The sequence below is a fragment of the Streptosporangium amethystogenes subsp. fukuiense genome (assembly GCF_042665875.1).
Lineage (GTDB): Bacteria > Actinomycetota > Actinomycetes > Streptosporangiales > Streptosporangiaceae > Streptosporangium > Streptosporangium fukuiense.
The window spans coordinates 9,033,759-9,051,366 of sequence record NZ_JBHTEE010000001.1; the positions used below are offsets into that span (position 1 = coordinate 9,033,759).

The 17,608-nt window shown below is 70.2% G+C and carries 14 protein-coding genes; 9 read left to right on the top strand and 5 right to left on the bottom strand.

The window, feature by feature from the left end; translation table 11 throughout:
* Window positions 1-86: 86 nt before the first annotated feature.
* Together ACFQVD_RS40075 and ACFQVD_RS40080 are read right to left on the bottom strand one after the other, a co-directional pair.
* Entirely contained in the window at window positions 87-2,069 is a 1,983-nt protein-coding gene (locus ACFQVD_RS40075) for a serine/threonine protein kinase (protein WP_386273694.1), read from the bottom strand.
* A 101-nt stretch (window positions 2,070-2,170) separates the two neighbouring features.
* The gene (locus ACFQVD_RS40080; RefSeq protein WP_343970050.1) at window positions 2,171-3,304 is read right to left on the bottom strand and encodes a S8 family serine peptidase; all 1,134 of its coding nucleotides are present in this window, start codon (window positions 3,302-3,304) and stop codon (window positions 2,171-2,173) included.
* Window positions 3,305-3,525: 221 nt separating this feature from the next.
* Here ACFQVD_RS40080 and ACFQVD_RS40085 point away from each other — a divergent pair, with 221 nt between their 5' ends.
* The 8 genes from ACFQVD_RS40085 to gatB all read left to right on the top strand — a co-directional run bounded on the left by ACFQVD_RS40085 (window position 3,526) and on the right by gatB (window position 14,322).
* Window positions 3,526-4,530, top strand: coding sequence for a methionine synthase (locus ACFQVD_RS40085; RefSeq protein WP_364158556.1), 1,005 nt, complete (start codon window positions 3,526-3,528; stop codon window positions 4,528-4,530).
* Window positions 4,531-4,631: 101 nt separating this feature from the next.
* On the top strand, window positions 4,632-6,812 hold the full coding sequence (gene ligA, locus ACFQVD_RS40090; RefSeq protein ID WP_343970044.1) for an NAD-dependent DNA ligase LigA: 2,181 nt from the start codon (window positions 4,632-4,634) through the stop codon (window positions 6,810-6,812).
* Between the two features lie 127 nt (window positions 6,813-6,939).
* Window positions 6,940-9,039: a putative bifunctional diguanylate cyclase/phosphodiesterase gene (locus ACFQVD_RS40095; RefSeq protein ID WP_343970041.1), complete on the top strand. Its 2,100-nt coding sequence runs from the start codon at window positions 6,940-6,942 to the stop codon at window positions 9,037-9,039.
* 256 nt (window positions 9,040-9,295) lie between these two features.
* A complete protein-coding gene (gene gatC, locus ACFQVD_RS40100; protein ID WP_030913706.1) occupies window positions 9,296-9,595 on the top strand; it encodes an Asp-tRNA(Asn)/Glu-tRNA(Gln) amidotransferase subunit GatC in 300 nt (99 codons plus the stop codon).
* Window positions 9,592-11,082: an Asp-tRNA(Asn)/Glu-tRNA(Gln) amidotransferase subunit GatA gene (gene gatA, locus ACFQVD_RS40105; RefSeq protein WP_343970034.1), complete on the top strand. Its 1,491-nt coding sequence runs from the start codon at window positions 9,592-9,594 to the stop codon at window positions 11,080-11,082. Before gatC ends, gatA begins: the two co-directional genes overlap by 4 nt.
* Window positions 11,083-11,136: 54 nt before the next feature.
* Window positions 11,137-12,225, top strand: coding sequence for an AAA family ATPase (locus ACFQVD_RS40110; RefSeq protein WP_343970031.1), 1,089 nt, complete (start codon window positions 11,137-11,139; stop codon window positions 12,223-12,225).
* Window positions 12,222-12,788: a hypothetical protein gene (locus ACFQVD_RS40115; RefSeq protein ID WP_343970028.1), complete on the top strand. Its 567-nt coding sequence runs from the start codon at window positions 12,222-12,224 to the stop codon at window positions 12,786-12,788. Before ACFQVD_RS40110 ends, ACFQVD_RS40115 begins: the two co-directional genes overlap by 4 nt.
* Window positions 12,789-12,816: 28 nt before the next feature.
* Window positions 12,817-14,322 (top strand): Asp-tRNA(Asn)/Glu-tRNA(Gln) amidotransferase subunit GatB, encoded by a 1,506-nt coding sequence (gatB, locus tag ACFQVD_RS40120; RefSeq protein WP_343970025.1) that lies wholly within the window; start codon window positions 12,817-12,819, stop codon window positions 14,320-14,322.
* A 293-nt stretch (window positions 14,323-14,615) separates the two neighbouring features.
* On the opposite strand, the gene ACFQVD_RS40125 is transcribed toward gatB, so the two are convergent.
* Genes ACFQVD_RS40125 through ACFQVD_RS40135 form a run of 3 tightly spaced genes read right to left on the bottom strand, consistent with a single transcriptional unit; the run spans window position 14,616 to window position 15,620 of the window.
* A complete protein-coding gene (locus ACFQVD_RS40125; protein ID WP_343970022.1) occupies window positions 14,616-14,945 on the bottom strand; it encodes a hypothetical protein in 330 nt (109 codons plus the stop codon).
* Window positions 14,946-14,947: 2 nt separating this feature from the next.
* Window positions 14,948-15,247, bottom strand: a complete 300-nt coding sequence (locus ACFQVD_RS40130; protein ID WP_343970019.1) for a hypothetical protein — start codon at window positions 15,245-15,247, stop codon at window positions 14,948-14,950.
* The gene (locus tag ACFQVD_RS40135; protein ID WP_364158542.1) at window positions 15,231-15,620 is read right to left on the bottom strand and encodes a hypothetical protein; all 390 of its coding nucleotides are present in this window, start codon (window positions 15,618-15,620) and stop codon (window positions 15,231-15,233) included. The genes ACFQVD_RS40130 and ACFQVD_RS40135 overlap by 17 nt, the downstream gene beginning before the upstream one ends.
* A gap of 591 nt (window positions 15,621-16,211) precedes the next feature.
* Between ACFQVD_RS40135 and ACFQVD_RS40140 the strand changes: the two genes are divergently transcribed.
* Complete coding sequence (locus ACFQVD_RS40140) at window positions 16,212-17,513, top strand: hypothetical protein (RefSeq protein ID WP_343970012.1); 1,302 nt, start codon at window positions 16,212-16,214, stop codon at window positions 17,511-17,513.
* Window positions 17,514-17,608: the final 95 nt, after the last annotated feature.

The following is a 17,608-nucleotide window of genomic DNA, read 5'->3' on the forward strand; positions in this document are numbered from 1 at the left end:
TGGCCTTCCGGCGACGGGGCGCGGTCAACTCCGGTACGCCTCCCGATCCAGGCCAGGTGGGACCTGACCGCTCCGGATCGAGGGTGTCATCCGCAGTTGGCCCAGTCGGCGCCTGTGCTGCCGCCCGGTCCACCGCCGCTGAAGCGGACGCACTTGCCCTTGGCGGAGAGGATGACCGGTCCGGCGTAGTACTCGTAGTTGCCCCGGTCGGTCCTGCTTCCGCCGCCCTGGACCTCCAGGGTGGCCCAGATGGAGGTGGCGGTGCCCACATTCGCGCTTTTCATGGTGACCACGCAGTTGGAGCCGGCGGAGGCGTTGTAGAGCTGGTAGGTGGTTCCGCCGCTGAAGGAGTCGGAGCGCTGCACGTAGTAGCCCGATCCGCAGACCTGCTGCGGGGTGTAGGGGTTGGGACGCGAAGCCGCAGGCGGTGGTGAGGACGGCTGCGATGAAGGTTCGACGGAGGGCGAAGCGGCCGGCGGAGACGGTGCCGGAGTCGGCTTGACCGTGGGCTTGCTCGGCGGCGTGGGGGTGGCGGTCGGGGTGGGAGTCGCGCTCGGGGTCACGCTCGGTGTGGCGGACTCACTCGGGGTCGGGGTCGGGGTCGGGGTCGGCGGTTCGCTCGGCGTGGGCGTGGCCGTCGGGGCCGGTGTCGGCTCGGCCGTCGGCGTCGGCTCGGCCGTCGGTGTCGGAGTGGACGGCGCGCCGGTGGTGGTCGGCACCGCCGGAGCGGTGGTCGCCGGGATCTGCGGCGAGGTGACGAACGACGTCGTCGACGGGACCGGCGGCGAGATCGTCGGGACCTCGGTGCTCAGCCGCAGCGGCTCGACGTCAGGGGTCTGCGGGTCCGTCGTGGTGCCCCAGGGCACGGCCACCTTGCCGGTGTCCGCCGGGTTCTCCCAGAGGTTCTGTTCCTTCGCCCAGGACTGGTCGAAGGGACTCAGGCTCGCCTGGGGGGCCGCTCCGTCGGCGGATGCCCGTTGCGCGTCGAGGGAGGTGTATCTCCCGGCGGCCCACAGTCCGAGTCCGGACAGCAGGGCGACCACGCCGACGCAGGCGGCCAGCATGATGGAGAAGCCGCCGGTCTTCTGCCGTTTCCTGGTCTCAGCGGCCGCCTGGAGCACGACCGGCCCCTGCGGTGCGGAAGCCGCGCTCCGCGGGAGCGGCGGCACGCCCCAGCCGGACGGCGGCACCGGCTGCGAGGCGGTGACGCCGGGCTGCTGCGGTAGGGCCGGCAGCCCCTCCTCCTGCCACCCGACGTCCCCGGTGATCCGGATCGCCGGTTCCTCGCCGAGTAGGCGGAGCATGGCGGCCTTGGTGTCGGGGCGTTCGTAGGGGTGTTTGTCGAGGCAGGCGGTGAGGAGGGCGACGAGTTCTGGGGTGAGGCCGCCGAGGTTGGCCGGGCCTTTCAGTACCCTGTCGATCTCCCCGCCGAAGGGTGGTTGCCCGGTGGCGGCGTAGACGATGGTGGTGGCCCAGGAGAAGAGGTCGGCGGGTCTGCCGGGTTGGGGTGGGGTGTTCGGGGAGGGTTCTGTTTCCGCGTTGAGGGTCTCGGGGGCGCGGTAGTCGGGTTCGGGGGCGGTGATGCCGAGGCCGATGTCGCAGACGCGGGGTCCGTCGGGGCCGAGGATGACGGTGTCGGGGCTGAGGGAGCCGTGGGTGAGTCCGGCCAGGTGGATGGCGGTGAGCGCGGTGAGGGTGCTGACGGCCAGTCGTTCGAGTGCGTCGCCGTTCAGGGGGCCGTCGGTGGTGACGGTCTGGCGCAGGGAGTGGCCTTCGGCGTGTTCGCGCACGATGTAGGGGCGATCGTCGGACCAGCCGGCTTCGATGAGTTTGACGGTGTGGGCGCCGGAGACGCGTTTGGCGGCGTACAGGGTGTTGGTGATCTGCTCGCGGGTTTGGGGGTCGGCTCCGGGGTGGGGGGTGAGCAGGCGGATGACGCGGAGGGTGTCGTCATCGGGGAGGTGGCCCAGGTAGACGGTCTGCTGGGGGTCCTGGCCGAGTCGCCCGACGAGGATGTGAACGCCTACGCGTTCTGGATCCTCTGGCAGTAACGGATTCAAATCCCCCATTGCATTCCTTCCACCTCAAATAATGATAAAACGCTTAATGTGGTGATCTACGACTATCAAAGCAAATATCGGCCTTGTAGTTCACTGATTTCGCATCACTTTCATGACCCGTTCTCCAAGGGGCCCGCCCGCCACCTGCGACGGCGTCCCAACGGAATCGCGATGCTCCCCAGAGTGACCAGCACGACTCCGCCGAGCGAGAGCAAGGCGACCCACGTCGCGACCGAGATGCTCTGGGTGTCCTCCGGCGGGGCGTGCACTATCGCGTCAAGTGGCAGGGGAGCGGGCTCCGCCGGCGCGAGTGCCACCGCCTCCGAGGGCAGGATCGCCGAGACGGCCAGCAGCGGGTTGACCATTCCTTCGCCGGTCCCGCTCCCGGAGCCGCCGTCGGCGGTCAAGGTGATGCGCCGCCCCACCTCTTCGTAGGTCAGCTTCGGATAGCGGGCGCGGACCAGCGCGACGACCCCGGTCACGTACGCCGTGGCGTAGCTGGTGCCCTCCAGGTTCTCCTGGTAGGCCTGGCCGGGCCAGGTGGAGGTGACTCCGGTGCCCGGTGCCAGCACGTTGATGGGCGTGACCGGGTTGGAGGAGTCGGCCCTCTTCCCGTTGGGGCCGGCGGAACCGACGGACAGGACCCCGGGGTAGGAGGCCGGGTAGGCGCGAGCCGGAGAGCCGTCCTCCTTGTCGATGTTGCCGGCCGCGGCGACCACCACCACGTTCTTGGCCAGCGCGTAGGCGACCGCGTTGCGCAGGTCGGGATGGTCGCTGGCCTGGGCCGACACGTTGATCACACCGGCGCCGAGCTCGACGGCCTTCACGATGGCCAGCGCCAGCATGGCCACCTGTCCCTTGCCGTCATTGGTGTGTTTGACGGAGATCAACTTCGCCTCCGGTGCCACCCCGGCGAAGGGGACCCCTCTCATCCGGGCCGCGGCGACGATGCCCGCCACCTCCGTGCCGTGGCCGAGGCAGTCGCGTCCCCCGGTGCTGGTGACGTCCTCCACGATGCCCCGCGTCAGCTGGGGGTGTCTGGTGTCCAGGCCGCTGTCGACGACCGCGACGGTCACCCCGGCCCCCTGGGTCAGCCGCCACACCTCGGGTAGGTTGAGCCGCCGCTGGGCCCAGGACTCCGCGATGCTCGTCGTGCCCTGCTTGAGCGAGCACTTGTCGGGCTCCGCCGTCCCGGCCGCGCCCGCGGGAGTCGCCGGGACCGTGACCGCCAGCAGCAGTGACACCGCGATAAGTGTCCGACCGATCACCATGCGTCCCCCAAAACGGGTGAATAACCGACAGAACCCTACTCAACTTGATCAAGCCTCGTCAGGCAGAGAGCTCGCTCAGATGGAGGCGGCGCTCGCGGTCCTAAGCTGGCTGATGTGAATGAGCGAAGCGAGCGAGTCGACGTGTACTGCAGCGATCGCTCAGACCTCCCCGACGAGCGTGGCCAGGAGCGGGCATGAGTGGATATCCGTGGGGCGAGGCGACCGCGACCGGCATCGGGTCGCATCCGGGGGAGGACCATGCCGAGGCGGTCAGGGTCGTCCTGGGCGAGTCGCCCGCGCTGCCGTATCTGCCGGAGTTGCCCGCCAGAGGCGTCGGCGCCGACATGATCGGGCGCACCGCCTCGCTGCTGCTGGAGATGCCGGTGGAGGTGCAGCCCTCGGGCTGGCGGTTCGCCGACCGGCCGGGCCGCGATCTCAAGCGCGCCCGAGACCACCTGGTACGCGACCTCGACGCCCTGGAAGAGGCGGCCCAGGGATACGAGGGACCCTTCAAGATCCAGGTATGCGGCCCGTGGACGCTGGCGGGAGCGGTCGAGCTCAAGTACGGCGACAAGACGCTCGCCGATCCGGGGGCGGTGCGTGACCTGGTGGACTCCCTGACCGAGGGGCTCGCCGCGCACATCGCCGACGTGCGCCGCAGGGTGCCCGGCGCCTCGGAGATCGTGGTCCAGATCGACGAGCCGGGGCTGCCCGGCGTCCTCGCGGGCACGGTGCCGACCGCCTCGGGCTTCGGGCGGCTGACCGCCGTCGACCGCCAGGTCGCCGCGGACCGGCTCGGCGCGGTGTTCCCCGCGGGGACGTTCGTCGTCGTGCACTGCTGCGCCCCCGACGTGCCCTTCCGGGTGCTGCGCGCGGCGGGGGCGGCGGGCGTCTCGCTCGACGCCCGCCGGTTGAACAGGCGCGACGAGGACGCGATCGGCGAGGCCGTCGAGGCGGGGACGGCCCTGTTCCTCGGTGTCGTGCCGGGCGTGGACGCGAGGCTTCCCGATGTCGGCGTGGTCGCCGGACCGGCCGTCGAGCTCTGGCGCCGTCTCGGCTTTCCCGCCGCGACGCTGGCCTCGCAGGTGGTGCTCACCCCGGCCTGCGGCCTGGCCGGAGCCTCGCCCGCCTACGCCAGGGCGGCCCTGGCCACCTGCCGCAAGGCCGCCCGGGTGCTGCAGGACGACCCCGGCGAGTGATCCCGGCCGCCGGGCGTGCCAACTCGGGGTAAGGAGGGGCACGGACTGTCGGTGCTCAAGGATACGTTTGGCTTGGCCGACGACGAGGGGAGAGGCGGGCGATGGGCGCTGAGGTCGAGGGCGTGCCGGTGCGTGCGTTGGAGCGGCACGCGGAGCTGACCGAGCTGGTCGAGGAGGCCAACTGGCGCTACCACGTGCTCGACTCGCCCACCGTGAGCGACGCCCAGTACGACGGGTGGATGCGCGAGCTGCGCGAGCTGGAGGAGGAGAGCCCGTCCCTCCGCACGCCCGACTCCCCCACCCAGAAGATCGGCGCGCCGATCTCCAGCGATTTCAATCCCGTTGAGCACCTGCAGCGGATGGAGAGCCTCGACAACGCCTTCAACGCCGAGGATCTCGCCGCCTGGCGGGCGAGGGCCGAGCGGCTGGCCGAGCGCGACCCCGCGCCCTACCTGTGCGAGCTGAAGATCGACGGTCTGGCGATCGCACTGGTCTACGAGAAGGGCCGCCTGACCAGGGGGGCCACCAGGGGCGACGGCCGGGTCGGTGACGACGTGACGGCCAACGTCCGCACGATCGCCAACGTGCCGCACCGCCTGACCGGCGACGACGTGCCCGACCTGGTGGAGGTCAGGGGCGAGGTCTACATCCCGGTCGAGGAGTTCGGGAAGCTCAACGAGCAGCTGGTCGAGGCGGGCAAGGCTCCGTTCGCCAACCCGCGCAACTCCGCGGCGGGCTCCCTGCGGCAGAAGGATCCGCGCGTCACCGCGCAGCGGCCGCTGCACATGATCGTCCACGGGATCGGCAAGTGGGAGGGGACCGCCCCGCCCCGCACCCAGTCGGAGATCTACGACCGGCTCGCGGCGTTCGGCCTGCCGGTCAGCGACCTCTACCGGGTCGTCGACGACCTTGAGGGCATCAACGACTTCGTCGGCTTCTACAGCGAGCACCGTCACGACCCGGCCTACGAGATCGACGGCGTCGTGGTCAAGGTCAACCGCATCGAGCTCCAGCACAACCTGGGCTCCACCAGCCGGGCCCCCCGCTGGGCGATCGCCTACAAGTATCCCCCCGAGGAGGTCAACACCAGGCTCCTCGACATCCAGGTCGCGGTGGGCCGCACCGGCAGGGTCACGCCGTACGGGGTCATGGAGCCGATCGTGGTGGCCGGCTCCACCGTCGAGCGGGCCACGCTGCACAACGCCTCCGAGGTCGCGCGCAAGGGTGTGCTGATCGGCGACACCGTGGTGCTGCGCAAGGCGGGTGACGTCATCCCCGAGATCGTCGGCCCGGTCGTCGACCTGCGCGACGGCACCGAGCGGGCGTTCACGATGCCGGAGCGCTGTCCGGAGTGCGACACCGAGCTGGCGTACGAGAACGAGGGCGACGCCGACCTGCGCTGCCCCAACACCAGGGCCTGTCCCGCCCAGCTCCGCGAGCGCATCTTCTTCGCGGCCGGTCGCAGGGCCTTCGACATCGAGGGGCTGGGCTACGTGGCGGCCACCGCGCTGACCCAGCCGCTGCCGCCGCAGGAGCCGCCGGTCCGCACCGAGGCCGACCTGTTCGATCTGACGATCGAGCGGCTGCTGCCGATCAGGTCGGTGGTCCGCGACCCCGACACCGGGCTGCCCAAGACCGATCCGGAGAGCGGCGAGCAGAAGGTCGTCACCTTCTTCGCCAACCAGAGCGGCGAGCCGAGCAAGAACGCCGAGAAGATGCTGGAGCAGCTGGAGAAGGCCAAGGGCCAGCCGGTCTGGCGGGTGCTCGTCGCGCTCTCCATCCGGCATGTCGGCCCCCCGACCGCCCAGGCGATCGCCGCGGAGTTCGGTTCCATCCACGCGATCGCGAAGGCCTCCGAGGAGGAGCTCGCCGCGGTCGAGGGCGTCGGCCCGCGAGTGGCCGCGGCGATCCGCGACTGGTTCGAGGTCGACTGGCACCGGGAGATCGTCGAGCGCTGGGCGGGCGCCGGGGTCCGGATGGTCGACGACCCGCCGGCCGAGCAGCTTCCGCAGACCCTGGCCGGGCTGACCTTCGTGGTGACCGGCACGCTCGCCGACTTCACCCGCGACGAGGCCGGTGAGGCACTGGCCGCCCGAGGCGGCAAGGTCTCGGCGTCGGTGTCGAAGAAGACCTCCTTCGTGGTGGTCGGGGAGAACGCGGGTTCCAAGTTCGACAAGGCCGTGAAGCTCGGCGTGCCGATCCTCGACGAGGCCGGTCTGCGGGTCCTGCTGGCCGAGGGGCCCGAGGCGGCGGCGAAGGTGACGGTGCAGCCCGAAAAGTGATGGAACCGCCCCGCCGCCGTGTGCGAGGACGCGTGAATTTTCAGTGACGGAACGTGCGCAATCGGTTTCGCGAAGTGGCCCGTAGGCCGTACTCTCCCATAGTGAACTAATGGGGGTTTTGTTACTCATGGCCGACCCAACCGACACTCGCGATACCGGACCGCGTCTGGGATCGCCCCTCTGGGCCTATCTCGCCGCCGTCATCGCGGTCGGGTTCGTCGCCCTCGTCGTGTCCCAGCTGCGCATGGACACGGCCGAGGTCGTGGAACTCGCCCGGAGCCCGCTGTTCTGGATGCTCACGGTCCTTGTCGTGCTGGGTGAGTTGCGGCCGGTGATCCTGTCGGCGTCGCTGACCGTGGGCGGCACCTACCCGTCGACCATGTTCACCTTCGCCGCGCTGCTCCACTACGGCCTGCCGATCGCGGTGCTGCTGCAGGCGGTCGCCATGGTCGTCAACGGGGCGGTCACCCGTAAGGCGTGCCACCGGGTGATGTTCAACATCGCCCAGGTGACCCTGGCCTACACCGCCGCCGGGATGGTGCTCGGCCTCTTCGGCGACCAGCCCGTCACGGTGGGCGCCGGAGTGCCCGACGGCACCGACCTGCTGGCGATCGGGCTGGCCGGGCTGGCCTACTTCGTGGTCCGGGCCGCGCTGGTCTCCGGCGCGGTGGCGCTGCACGAGCGCAGGTCGATCCACCGGGTGATCAAGACCACGATCGGCCACCAGAGCCTCGTCTACGCCGGGCTGCTCGGCATGGCCCCGCTCGTCGTGGTGGTGATGAACCACTCGCCGGCCCTGGTGCCGCTCTTTCTGGCGCCCGTGCTGGCCGTCTACTTCACGGCCAGCATGTCGGTCCGCCGCGACCACCAGGCGATGCACGACGGTCTTACCGGGCTGCCCAACCGCAAGATGCTCGTGCTCAGCACGGAGGAGGCGCTCGCCGAGGCGCGGGAGGGCGAGCGGGTCGGCCTGTTCCTGCTCGACCTCGACCGGTTCAAGGAGATCAACGACACCCTCGGGCATCCGGTCGGCGACCGGCTCCTGCAGATGGTCGCGCACCGGCTCACCCACAGCGTCCGCCCCGGCGACGTGGTGGCCCGGCTCGGCGGCGACGAGTTCGCCGTTCTGCTGCCCTCGGTCAGGGACGCCGCGGCGGCCAGGGAGGTGGCGGCGCGCCTGCGGGTGGCGATCACCGAGCCGGTACGGCTGGAGGGCATGAGCTTCGACCTGGACGCCTCGTTCGGCATCGCCATCTACCCCGACCACGCACCGGACTTCGAGATGCTCCTGCAGCGCTCGGACGTGGCGATGTACCTGGCGAAGGAGAGCAGGACCGGGGTCGAGATCTACGCCGCCGACAAGGACCGCAACAGTCCCGAGCGGCTCACCCTCCTCGGTGACCTGCGCAGGGCCATCGACCGCTCCGAGTTGCGGCTGCACTACCAGCCCAAGCTCGACCTGTCGGGAGGGCAGGTGCGGGGCGTGGAGGCGCTGCTGCGATGGCGCCACCCGGAGCGAGGGATGATCTCCCCCGGAGAGTTCGTGCCGATGGCCGAGCAGTCGTATCTGATGCGCCACCTCACCGGATACGTCATCGACGCGGCCCTGGAGCAGGCCGCCCACTGGTGGCACACCGGCCTGCACGAGCAGATCTCCGTCAACGTCTCGGCCCGCGACCTGCTCGACTCGGCGCTCTCCGACCAGCTGGGAGCGGGCCTGGCGCGATACCGGCTGCCGCCCAAGGCGATCCAGCTGGAGGTCACCGAGCGCATCCTGATGACCGACCAGGCGTACACCGCCGACGCGGTCCGCGCCCTGGCCTCGCTGGGCGTGCCGCTCGCGCTCGACGACTTCGGCACCGGCTACTCCTCGCTGGTCCGCCTGCAGCGTCTGCCGGTGGCCGAGGTCAAGATCGACTCTTCGTTCGTCCGCCGGATCGGCGAGTCCAAGGACGACGAGCGGATCGTCCGCTCGATCGTCGATCTGGTCCGCTCCCTCGGCCTGCGCTCGGTCGCCGAGGGCGTCGAGTCGGCCGAGGTGGCCGAGCGCCTGGCCGACATGGGGTGCGATCTGGGCCAGGGCTGGCTGTTCGCCGAGCCCATGTCGGCCGCTGACGCGACAGTATGGTTGCGCAAGCATCGAGGGCTCGCCCCGCACGACTTCGGCTTCCTGCGTCCCACCGAGATCCTCGACTCCCAGCGGGCCTGGTCCTCCCTGTCACCATGATCTCGTGTGTGGCCGGTCCGCCTCCCGGCAAGTGTTTTCCGGGGCCGCGCGAGGAAGCGTTCAAGATCGATTCGGGCGGGAGGCGGGTCATGCCGGGGGCCGATTTCTCCGGCCTGGCGGGCCGGGGACGGTCTGACCGCTTCGAGTAAGAGATCTTCGGTTGGTTGCGACGGTGTTAATGAGTCGGGACCCTCAGGTCGCGAGCCATAGGATGACACTGTCCAATTGCCATTCCACGAAACGGGTTCAACGACTCATGTCCGCCATAACCCGCGACGAGGTCGCTCACCTCGCCCGGCTGTCCCGGCTGGCGCTGGCCGACGAGGAGCTCGACCACTTCGCCGCCCAGCTCGATGTGATCATCGGTGCGGTCGCCCGCGTCGCCGAGGTGGCGGCCGACGACATTCCGCCGTCCTCGCACGCGTTGCCGCTCACCAACGTCTACCGCCCCGACGAGGTACGGCCGGGACTGACGCCGGAACAGGCGCTGTCAGGCGCCCCGGCAGTCGAGGACGACCGCTTCCGCGTGCCGCGCATCCTCGGGGAGGAAGCATGAGCCTCATCCACAAGACCGCCGCGGATCTGGGTGCGCTGATCGCCGCCGGAGAGGTCTCCGCCGTCGAGGTCGCCCAGGCCCATCTCGACCGGATCGCCGCCGTCGACCCGCAGGTCAACGCCTTCCTCCACGTCGACGCCGAAACGACCCTGGAGCAGGCGCGGGCCGTCGACGCCCGCCGGGCCGCCGGCGAGGAGCTCGGCCCGTTGGCCGGCGTGCCGATCGCGCACAAGGACGTCTTCACCACCGTCGACATGCCGACCACGGCCGGATCCAAGATCCTTGAGGGGTATCGCCCGCCGTACGACGCCACCGTGACCCGCCGTCTGCGCGAGGCCGGCCTGGTGATCCTCGGCAAGACCAACCTGGACGAGTTCGCGATGGGCTCCTCCACCGAGAACTCCGCCTACGGCCCCACCCGCAACCCGTGGGACCTGTCCCGCATCCCCGGTGGCTCCTCCGGCGGCTCGTCCGCCGCGGTCGCCGCCTACGAGGCCCCGCTGTCCACCGGCACCGACACCGGCGGCTCGATCCGCCAGCCCGCCGCGGTCACCGGCATCGTGGGCATGAAGCCGACCTACGGCGGCTCGTCCCGCTACGGCCTGATCGCCTTCGCCAGCTCGCTCGACACGCCGGGCCCCTTCGCCCGCAACGTGCTGGACACCGCGCTGCTGCACGAGGCGTTCTCCGGCCATGACGTGATGGACGCGACCTCCGTCGACGCCCCGGTGCCCTCGGTCGTGGCGGCGGCGCGCAGCGGCGACGTGGCCGGGCTGCGCATCGGCGTGGTCAAGGAGTTCGGCGGCGACGGCTACCAGGCGGGCGTGCTCGCGCGCTTCCACGAGACCGTGGAGCTGCTGGAGTCGCTGGGCGCGAAGGTCTTCGAGGTCTCCTGCCCCTCGTTCACCACCGCCCTCCCGGCGTACTACCTCATCGCCCCCTCGGAGTGCTCCTCCAACCTGGCCCGCTTCGACGCCATGAGGTACGGCCTGCGCGTCGGTGACGACGGCACGCGCAGCGCCGAGGAGGTCATGGCCCTGACCCGGGCACAGGGCTTCGGCCCCGAGGTCAAGCGCCGCATCATCCTCGGCACATACGCGCTGTCCAGCGGTTACTACGACGCCTACTACGGTCAGGCGCAGAAGGTCCGCACGCTCATCGCGCGCGACTTCGAGGCCGCCTTCCAGCAGGTGGACGTGCTCATCTCGCCGACGACGCCCACCACGGCGTTCCCGATCGGCGAGCGCGCCGACGACCCCATGGCGATGTACCTGGCCGACCTGTGCACCATCCCGGCCAACCTGGCGGGCAACGCGGCCATCTCCGTGCCGTGCGGCCTGGCGGACGAGGACGGCCTGCCGGTCGGTCTGCAGATCATGGCTCCGGTGCTCGGCGACGACCGCTGCTACCGGGTCGGTGCCGCGGTCGAGAAGGCCCTCCAGGCGCGGTGGGGCGGCAGCCTGCTGTCCAGAGCCCCGGAGCTATAAGGGTTTTCTGGATTTCGGGGCGAGGGGGCGACAGGTGACAGGGAGAACGGCGGCATGATCACTCGGATCGAGATCGACGGGTTCAAGTCCTTCTTGAGCTTCGATCTCGATGTGCCGCCCTTCCTCGCGCTGGTCGGACCCAACGCGAGCGGCAAGTCGAACCTCTTCGACGCCGTGGGGTTCGTGGCGGCTGAGATCGAGGGGCCGGGCGGGCTGCTGGGCGCGACCCGCGGGCTGCCGGGCGAGCAGTTCCACCGGGTCGCCCACGGTTCCGCCGTGGGCGGGTTCGTCGTCTCGGTGGAGGCACTGGTCACCCCGGAGCCCGGCTCCGTGGTGCCGGTCAGGTTCGACGTGGGCGCGGAGATGGTGCTGAAGATCCCCAGATCCAGCGGGGCCGTGGTCAGCCACGTGGCCCAGCGGATCCCGCACGAGCTGCTGGATCTCCTGGTCGAGGACCCGGATCCGGAGGGCACGCCCCGCCGTACGGTCTCCTCGTGGCGCCGCTACTCGCCGTCCCCGGCGGCGATGCGCCGCCGCTGCCCCTCGGCCGACCGGGGAGCACTCGCGGACGACGGCGCGAACCTGGCCGCGGTGCTCGCGCGGATGGCCGGTACGGAGGCGTTGGCCGACCTCGTGGTCGACCTCGCGGGAGTGCTACCCGACGTCACCGGGCTGGTGCCGCGCACCGACCGGAGGGAGTGCTCCTTCGACCTGCTCGTCGACGGCCAGGGAGCGGTGCCGGCCACGCTGCTCTCCGACGGCACCCTGCGGGTCCTCGGCCTGCTGACCGCCCTGTACGACCCCGACCACCCGGGCACGCTGCTGGTGGAGGAGATCGAGAGCGGCGTCCACCCGGGGCGCCTCGGCGAGCTGCTGCGGCGGGTACGCCAGCGGACCTCCGGGCCGGGGGGTGCCGAGCCGCCGAGGCAGGTGATCCTCACCAGCCAGTCCCCGATCGTCGTCGCGGAGGTCTACCGGACCGAGCCGGACGCGCTGACGTTCCTCGACACCGCGGTCCGTGTCGACCCCGACAACGACCGGGTGTCGAGGGTGACCGTGGCCAAGCCGATCCAGCCGGACGGCGAGCCGGGCACGTTCGTCTCACCCCGGCAGGTCCGCAAGTACCTGGGCGCGGCCGCATGAGCCGCCCGCTGGTTCCCGGACTCATCGCGGAAGGGGAGACCGACGAGGGCTTCCTCAGCATCGTGATCGCCAGGCAGCTGCGCGAGCTCACCTGGATGTCGCCGTACGCGGTGGACGTCAAGGAGACCGAGGTCGTCTCCCACGACCGGGAGCACATGGTCACCGCGCTGGAGGAGCTCGCGGCCGACTGCCACCTGCTCTTCACCCACGATGACGGGCGGGAGCGCCGCCGTAGCGACGGCGTCCGCTACCACTCGCACTACCTGGTGCCGGTGATCGGACTTGGCGACACCGAGGCCTGGCTGCTCGCCGACCGCGCCGTGTGGGCGGGGCTGGCGGGCAGTGACCTCGGCGGGCTGCCCGCGCGGCCCCGCGATGTCGAGAGGATCGCCGATCCCGCGGGGGTACTGGCCGTGACCGTCCCCCGGCGTGGCAAACCGGTCCGCGACTACTTCGAATACATAGGACGCAACATCGACCTCGCCGTTCTGGCCCAGGTGCCCGCCTACGCGAACTGGGTGGCCGAGACGAGGAACGCGTTGAAGGGACTTGGATATCTATGACGTCTTCTATGAGGAGCGGTGAACGACGATGAGCGCTGAGACGTTGATGCCGTACGACGAGGCGATGGAGCGCTTCGAACCGGTGCTGGGCCTGGAGACACACGTCGAGCTGGGCACGGCGTCGAAGATGTTCTGCGGCTGCCCGACCACGTTCGGCGCCCCGCCGAACACGCACGTCTGCCCGGTCTGCCTGGCGCTGCCCGGCTCGCTGCCCACGACCAACGCCGCCGCGATCGAGTCGACGATCCGTATCGGCCTGGCGCTCAACTGTTCCATCGCCGAATGGTGCCGCTTCGCCCGGAAGAACTACTTCTATCCGGACATGCCGAAGAACTACCAGATCAGCCAGTACGACGAGCCGCTCTGCTTCGACGGCTACCTCGACGTCGAGGTCGACGGCAGGACGGTACGGATCGAGATCGAGCGCGTCCACCTGGAGGAGGACACCGGCAAGTCCACCCATGTGGGTGGCGCGACCGGCCGCATCCACGGGGCCGACTACTCGATCGTCGACTACAACCGGGCCGGCATTCCGCTGGTGGAGATCGTCACCAAGCCGATCCCGGGGACCGACAGGCTCGCCCCCGAGGTCGCCCGCGCCTACGGCACCGAGCTGCGCGAGCTGGTGCGCGGTCTCGGCGTCTCGGACGTACGCATGGAGGAGGGCTCCATGCGCTTTGACGTCAACGTCTCGCTCATGCCGCGCGGCTCCTCGGAGTGGGGCACCCGCACCGAGACCAAGAACGTCAACTCGCTGCGCAGCGTCGAGCGCTCCGTACGGGGTGAGATCGAGCGCCAGGCCGCGATCCTCGCCGACGGCGGCCGGATCATCCAGGAGACCCGCCACTTCCACGAGAACACCGGCACCACCACCTCGGGACGGTCCAAGGAGGAGGCGCAGGACTACCGCTACTTCCCCGAGCCCGACCTGGTGCCGATCGCCCCCGACCCCGCGTGGGTCGCCGAGCTCAAGGCGGCCCTGCCGGAGCTGCCGGGCGTGCGGCGCAAGCGGCTCCAGCAGGAGTGGGGCGTGTCCGATCTGGACATGACGTCCATGCACAACGCCGACGCCATCGGCCTGGTCGAGGCGACGGTGGCCGCCGGCGCCCCGCCCGCGGACGCCCGCAAGTGGTGGATGGGCGAGCTGGCCCGCCGTGCCAACGAGGCGGGGCTCCCGCTGAGCGCGCTGCGGATCACCCCGGACCAGATCGCCAGGGTGTGCGCGATGGTCGCCGGGGGGGCGCTGAACGACAAGCTGGCCCGCCAGGTGCTGGAGGGCGTGCTGAACGGTGAGGGCTCCCCGGACGAGGTGGTGGCCGCCCGCGGCCTGCAGATCGTCAACGACGAGGGCGAGCTGATGGAGATCATCGACCAGGTCCTGGCCGGCAACGCCGACGCTGCGGACAAGGTCCGCAGCGGCAAGGTCGCCGCTGTCGGCGCCCTGGTCGGCGGCGTCATGAAGGCCAGCCGGGGCAAGGCCGACGCGGGCCGGGCCAGGGAGCTCATCCTGGAGCGCCTCGGCGTCTCCGGGTAATCGGCGTCTCCGGGCAACCCGCGCGTAGGGTTTCCCGGGAGCTCAAGCGAAGGGTCTGCGAGTGGCCCGCGCGTAAGGTTTCCGGGGAACTCACGCTGAAGGTTTTACGGAGAGCCCGTGCGAAGGGTTTCCGGGAGTCCGCGTGAAAACCCCGCCGCCCTGGCGGGGCCGCGCTCGCGCCCGGGTGATCCGATCGCGTCCAAGCTCCACGAGCGGCCCGTGGTTGCGTACCACCGCTCGCGAGAAGTTGGGCGCGACGGCACGGGAGTCGTCTCTCCGTGCCGCCGCGCTGCTCATGGTGAGTTCGGCGGCTCGGCGTAGTGCTCACCGAGCCGTTCGGCGATCCGGACCGCGACCTGCGTCAGGTCGTCCACCGGAGCATGCTCGGCGGGCTCCTCCTGGTAGGCGGCGCCCCAGCAGAAGACGGTTCCTGCGCGATCGGCCCACACGGTCAGATCGGCGCTGACCACGAGGCGAGGCTGTCCCTCGTCGTAGGAGATCGCCGGATAGATCCGGTGAGTGTGCAATTCCACGCGTAGGCGCTGCAGAGCCGCGACGGCGGCGGGCCGCCGGATGGCGGCGCCCAGCCGGTCGCCCGCCGGTGTGCCGTAGGACGGGATCACCGTCAACTCCTCTCATCTGCTTGAGAACATGACTCCGACGGGCTCAGGTGGTCGGCCGCGATGGCCACGAGCGGCGTGGCACCTGGGGACGAGGTTCGCCAAAGGTCGAATTCCACCTGTTGCATGCGGTCCCACAGCTCGGCGGCGCTGTTCGCGTAGACGGTGCGGAAAAACGCCACGTCCCGGCAATCCCAGGCTTCGAACCGCCGGTATCTCAGGCTCCACCAGACCAGCCACCCGTACGCGTAGGTCTGCACCTGCCCGGCGGCCAGCACCGCGTCGGCGTCAGCGTGGGTCGACATGCTCTGCCAGGATCACGTCGGCCAGCAGCGGCAACTCGCAGCCCAGCAGCGTGGTGAGGGGGCGGGCGCGCAGGATCTCGTAGTGCTCGGCGAGCCGTTCGGCGGCCGTGGTCGAGTCTGAGGCGGCGCTGAGTAGATGATCGCCGGATCCGTCAAGCTTGGGACTGGTCCACCAGAAGTTCTCACCGTCGCTGTAGGCCAGGAGCCCGCGATAGACGGACACGATGGCGTTGCCGGAACGGAGCTCATGGATGTCGGCCGAGATGCCATGGGCGCGATCCAGTTCGGCGACCAGTTCTTCGGCGCGGAGCCGGGCGGTGGTCGGCGGCGCGGCGGCGTGCACCGGGGGAGGGAGACCGCCGCGCCTGCTCACGAGAGCGTCACTACGCTTCGGGGCCGAGTTCATGCCGCAACCCCTCGCCGGTACGGCTCACGCCGCCGGGGCGGGGAGGTGGTGTCCGGCGAGCGGCCTCCGCCATAGGCATCGGTGATCGCCGCCGGACGCGCGTGACGTCCGGGACGAACCTGGGACGGAGTGACGGGCGGGTGGACCTTCGATGGGCGCGACGGCGCCGCGACCGGTAGCCGATCGCCCAGGCCCAGACGCCGCCGCGTGGCCATCCGGGCGCACACCTGCCGGGGCGTGGGCTGCTCCCACAGGTGGTCACGACGATGCGGCAGGCTGCGCGCCTCGTGGGCATAGGGGGCATGCCCGCACCACCGGAAGCCCAGCGGCAGCGGCGGGGAATCCGCGTTCCAACGGATCCGGATGGCTCTAATCTTGGCCATGGATCAGGACTCGCTTCCTGGTCAAGGGGCCCGTACGGCGTGTCAGCGCCTACGGGTCCCGTTTCTTTTGCGACTCCTCTCATCACAACGCTGCGTAATCCCTTCGGCACAGATGCGTTTGGAGGACACTGGGGGCGACAGAACCGCCCCCAAGTGCGGCGAAGAGGTGTACGTGATGGCCGCTGATCTCCCCGTGTGGGCCGTACGACTCCGTAAGGAACGACGCGACCGGCTGTGGCCCCAGCGCGAGATGGCCCGCCGACTCGTCGAGGCGGCCGACGAGGAAACCCGCAACCACCTGCCCACCCGGGAGACCCTGATCCGCCGGATCAAGGCGTACGAGGCCGGGCACAACCGGCCCGGTGATCCGTACCGCGTGCTGTACGCACGAGCGTTCGGCATCCCCGAGGCCGACCTGTTCGACGATCCGCAGAATGTCTCTGCCTCTGAGCACCCGACCCGGGGTAGCCTCGCAGAGAAGGCGCCAGATGGAGACGACATGGAACGCCGACGACTTCTACAGCTCGCCGCCACCGGGTTCGGAATACTCGGCCTGTCCGGCGAAGCGGTTCGCCAACTGCTTGACCTGTCTCTCGCACATGATTTCCGCAGCGCCGAGGAATGGGAACTGGCCTGCGGCGATCACCTCTACGCGCTCCGGACCCGACCTCCCGCACAGGTGGCAGCCGATCTCATCATCGATCTGCTCCTGGTGCGACGGCAGTTGGAGACGTCGGCTCCCACCGAGGTCGCCGGACTGCAGAGGACCATGGCCGCACTTTCCACCGTCCATGCCAACGCGCTGACCCGCCTAGGCGATCACGGGGCCGCCGTCCGCTGGTGGCACACGGCCCGTCACGCGGCTGACGCATCCGGGGATCGAGAACTCCGCCTGCTGGTCCGGGCGGAGGAGGCGGGCCACGGACTCTACGGGCAGCGCGCCCCGGGGACGGTCCTCCGCCTCGTGCACGACGCGAAACAGATCGCCGGTGGACCCTCCGTCGACCTTTTGACCACCCAGGCCAAGGCCCTCTCCCTGCTTGGCAGGCACGATGAGGCGCTCGGAACGCTGAACGCCCTTCTCGACCTGGCGGCGAAGGGCAGCACCGGAGACTCCCTCGGCTTCTGGAAGCCGAACCAGATCCATTTCGCCGAGAGCTGGGTCTACGCCGGTGCGGGTGACGAGGCCAGGGCGGACACCGCCCGGACCAATGTGCTCAGACTGACCCGCGACTACCAGTACCAGGCCAACGTCGCGCTCCACGAGGCACTCTGCATGGTCGTCAGGGGGGACATCGACGAGGGCATGCGGCGGGCGGCAACGGTGATAGCCCCTCTTGCGCCCGCCTACCGCAGCAACCACATCATCGAAACCGGGAAAATACTGCTGCGCGCCGTACCTCGCGATCAGCAGGCCCGCCCGGCTGTCGGCGATTTTCACGAAGTGCTGACCACTGAGGCCTTGCAGAGTGCCTGAACAAACAGCCTTTCGAGCATCCTCGCGCCAGCCATCAGTCTCGACCTGGACTCGCATGGGTGCATAAAGGCGTGAGACGACTGAGGCCCTGATGA

What these genes read in the sequence shown, in the direction of transcription:
- ACFQVD_RS40085 (WP_364158556.1), top strand. Translation starts at nt 3,526, where the DNA reads ATGAGTGGATATCCGTGGGGCGAGGCGACCGCGACCGGCATCGGGTCG.
- gatB (WP_343970025.1), top strand. Translation starts at nt 12,817, where the DNA reads ATGAGCGCTGAGACGTTGATGCCGTACGACGAGGCGATGGAGCGCTTC.
- ACFQVD_RS40075 (WP_386273694.1), bottom strand. Translation starts at nt 2,069, where the DNA reads ATGGGGGATTTGAATCCGTTACTGCCAGAGGATCCAGAACGCGTAGGC.
- ACFQVD_RS40130 (WP_343970019.1), bottom strand. Translation starts at nt 15,247, where the DNA reads ATGTCGACCCACGCTGACGCCGACGCGGTGCTGGCCGCCGGGCAGGTG.
- ACFQVD_RS40140 (WP_343970012.1), top strand. Translation starts at nt 16,212, where the DNA reads ATGGCCGCTGATCTCCCCGTGTGGGCCGTACGACTCCGTAAGGAACGA.
- gatC (WP_030913706.1), top strand. Translation starts at nt 9,296, where the DNA reads ATGTCCGCCATAACCCGCGACGAGGTCGCTCACCTCGCCCGGCTGTCC.
- ACFQVD_RS40095 (WP_343970041.1), top strand. Translation starts at nt 6,940, where the DNA reads ATGGCCGACCCAACCGACACTCGCGATACCGGACCGCGTCTGGGATCG.
- ligA (WP_343970044.1), top strand. Translation starts at nt 4,632, where the DNA reads ATGGGCGCTGAGGTCGAGGGCGTGCCGGTGCGTGCGTTGGAGCGGCAC.
- ACFQVD_RS40115 (WP_343970028.1), top strand. Translation starts at nt 12,222, where the DNA reads ATGAGCCGCCCGCTGGTTCCCGGACTCATCGCGGAAGGGGAGACCGAC.
- ACFQVD_RS40110 (WP_343970031.1), top strand. Translation starts at nt 11,137, where the DNA reads ATGATCACTCGGATCGAGATCGACGGGTTCAAGTCCTTCTTGAGCTTC.
- gatA (WP_343970034.1), top strand. Translation starts at nt 9,592, where the DNA reads ATGAGCCTCATCCACAAGACCGCCGCGGATCTGGGTGCGCTGATCGCC.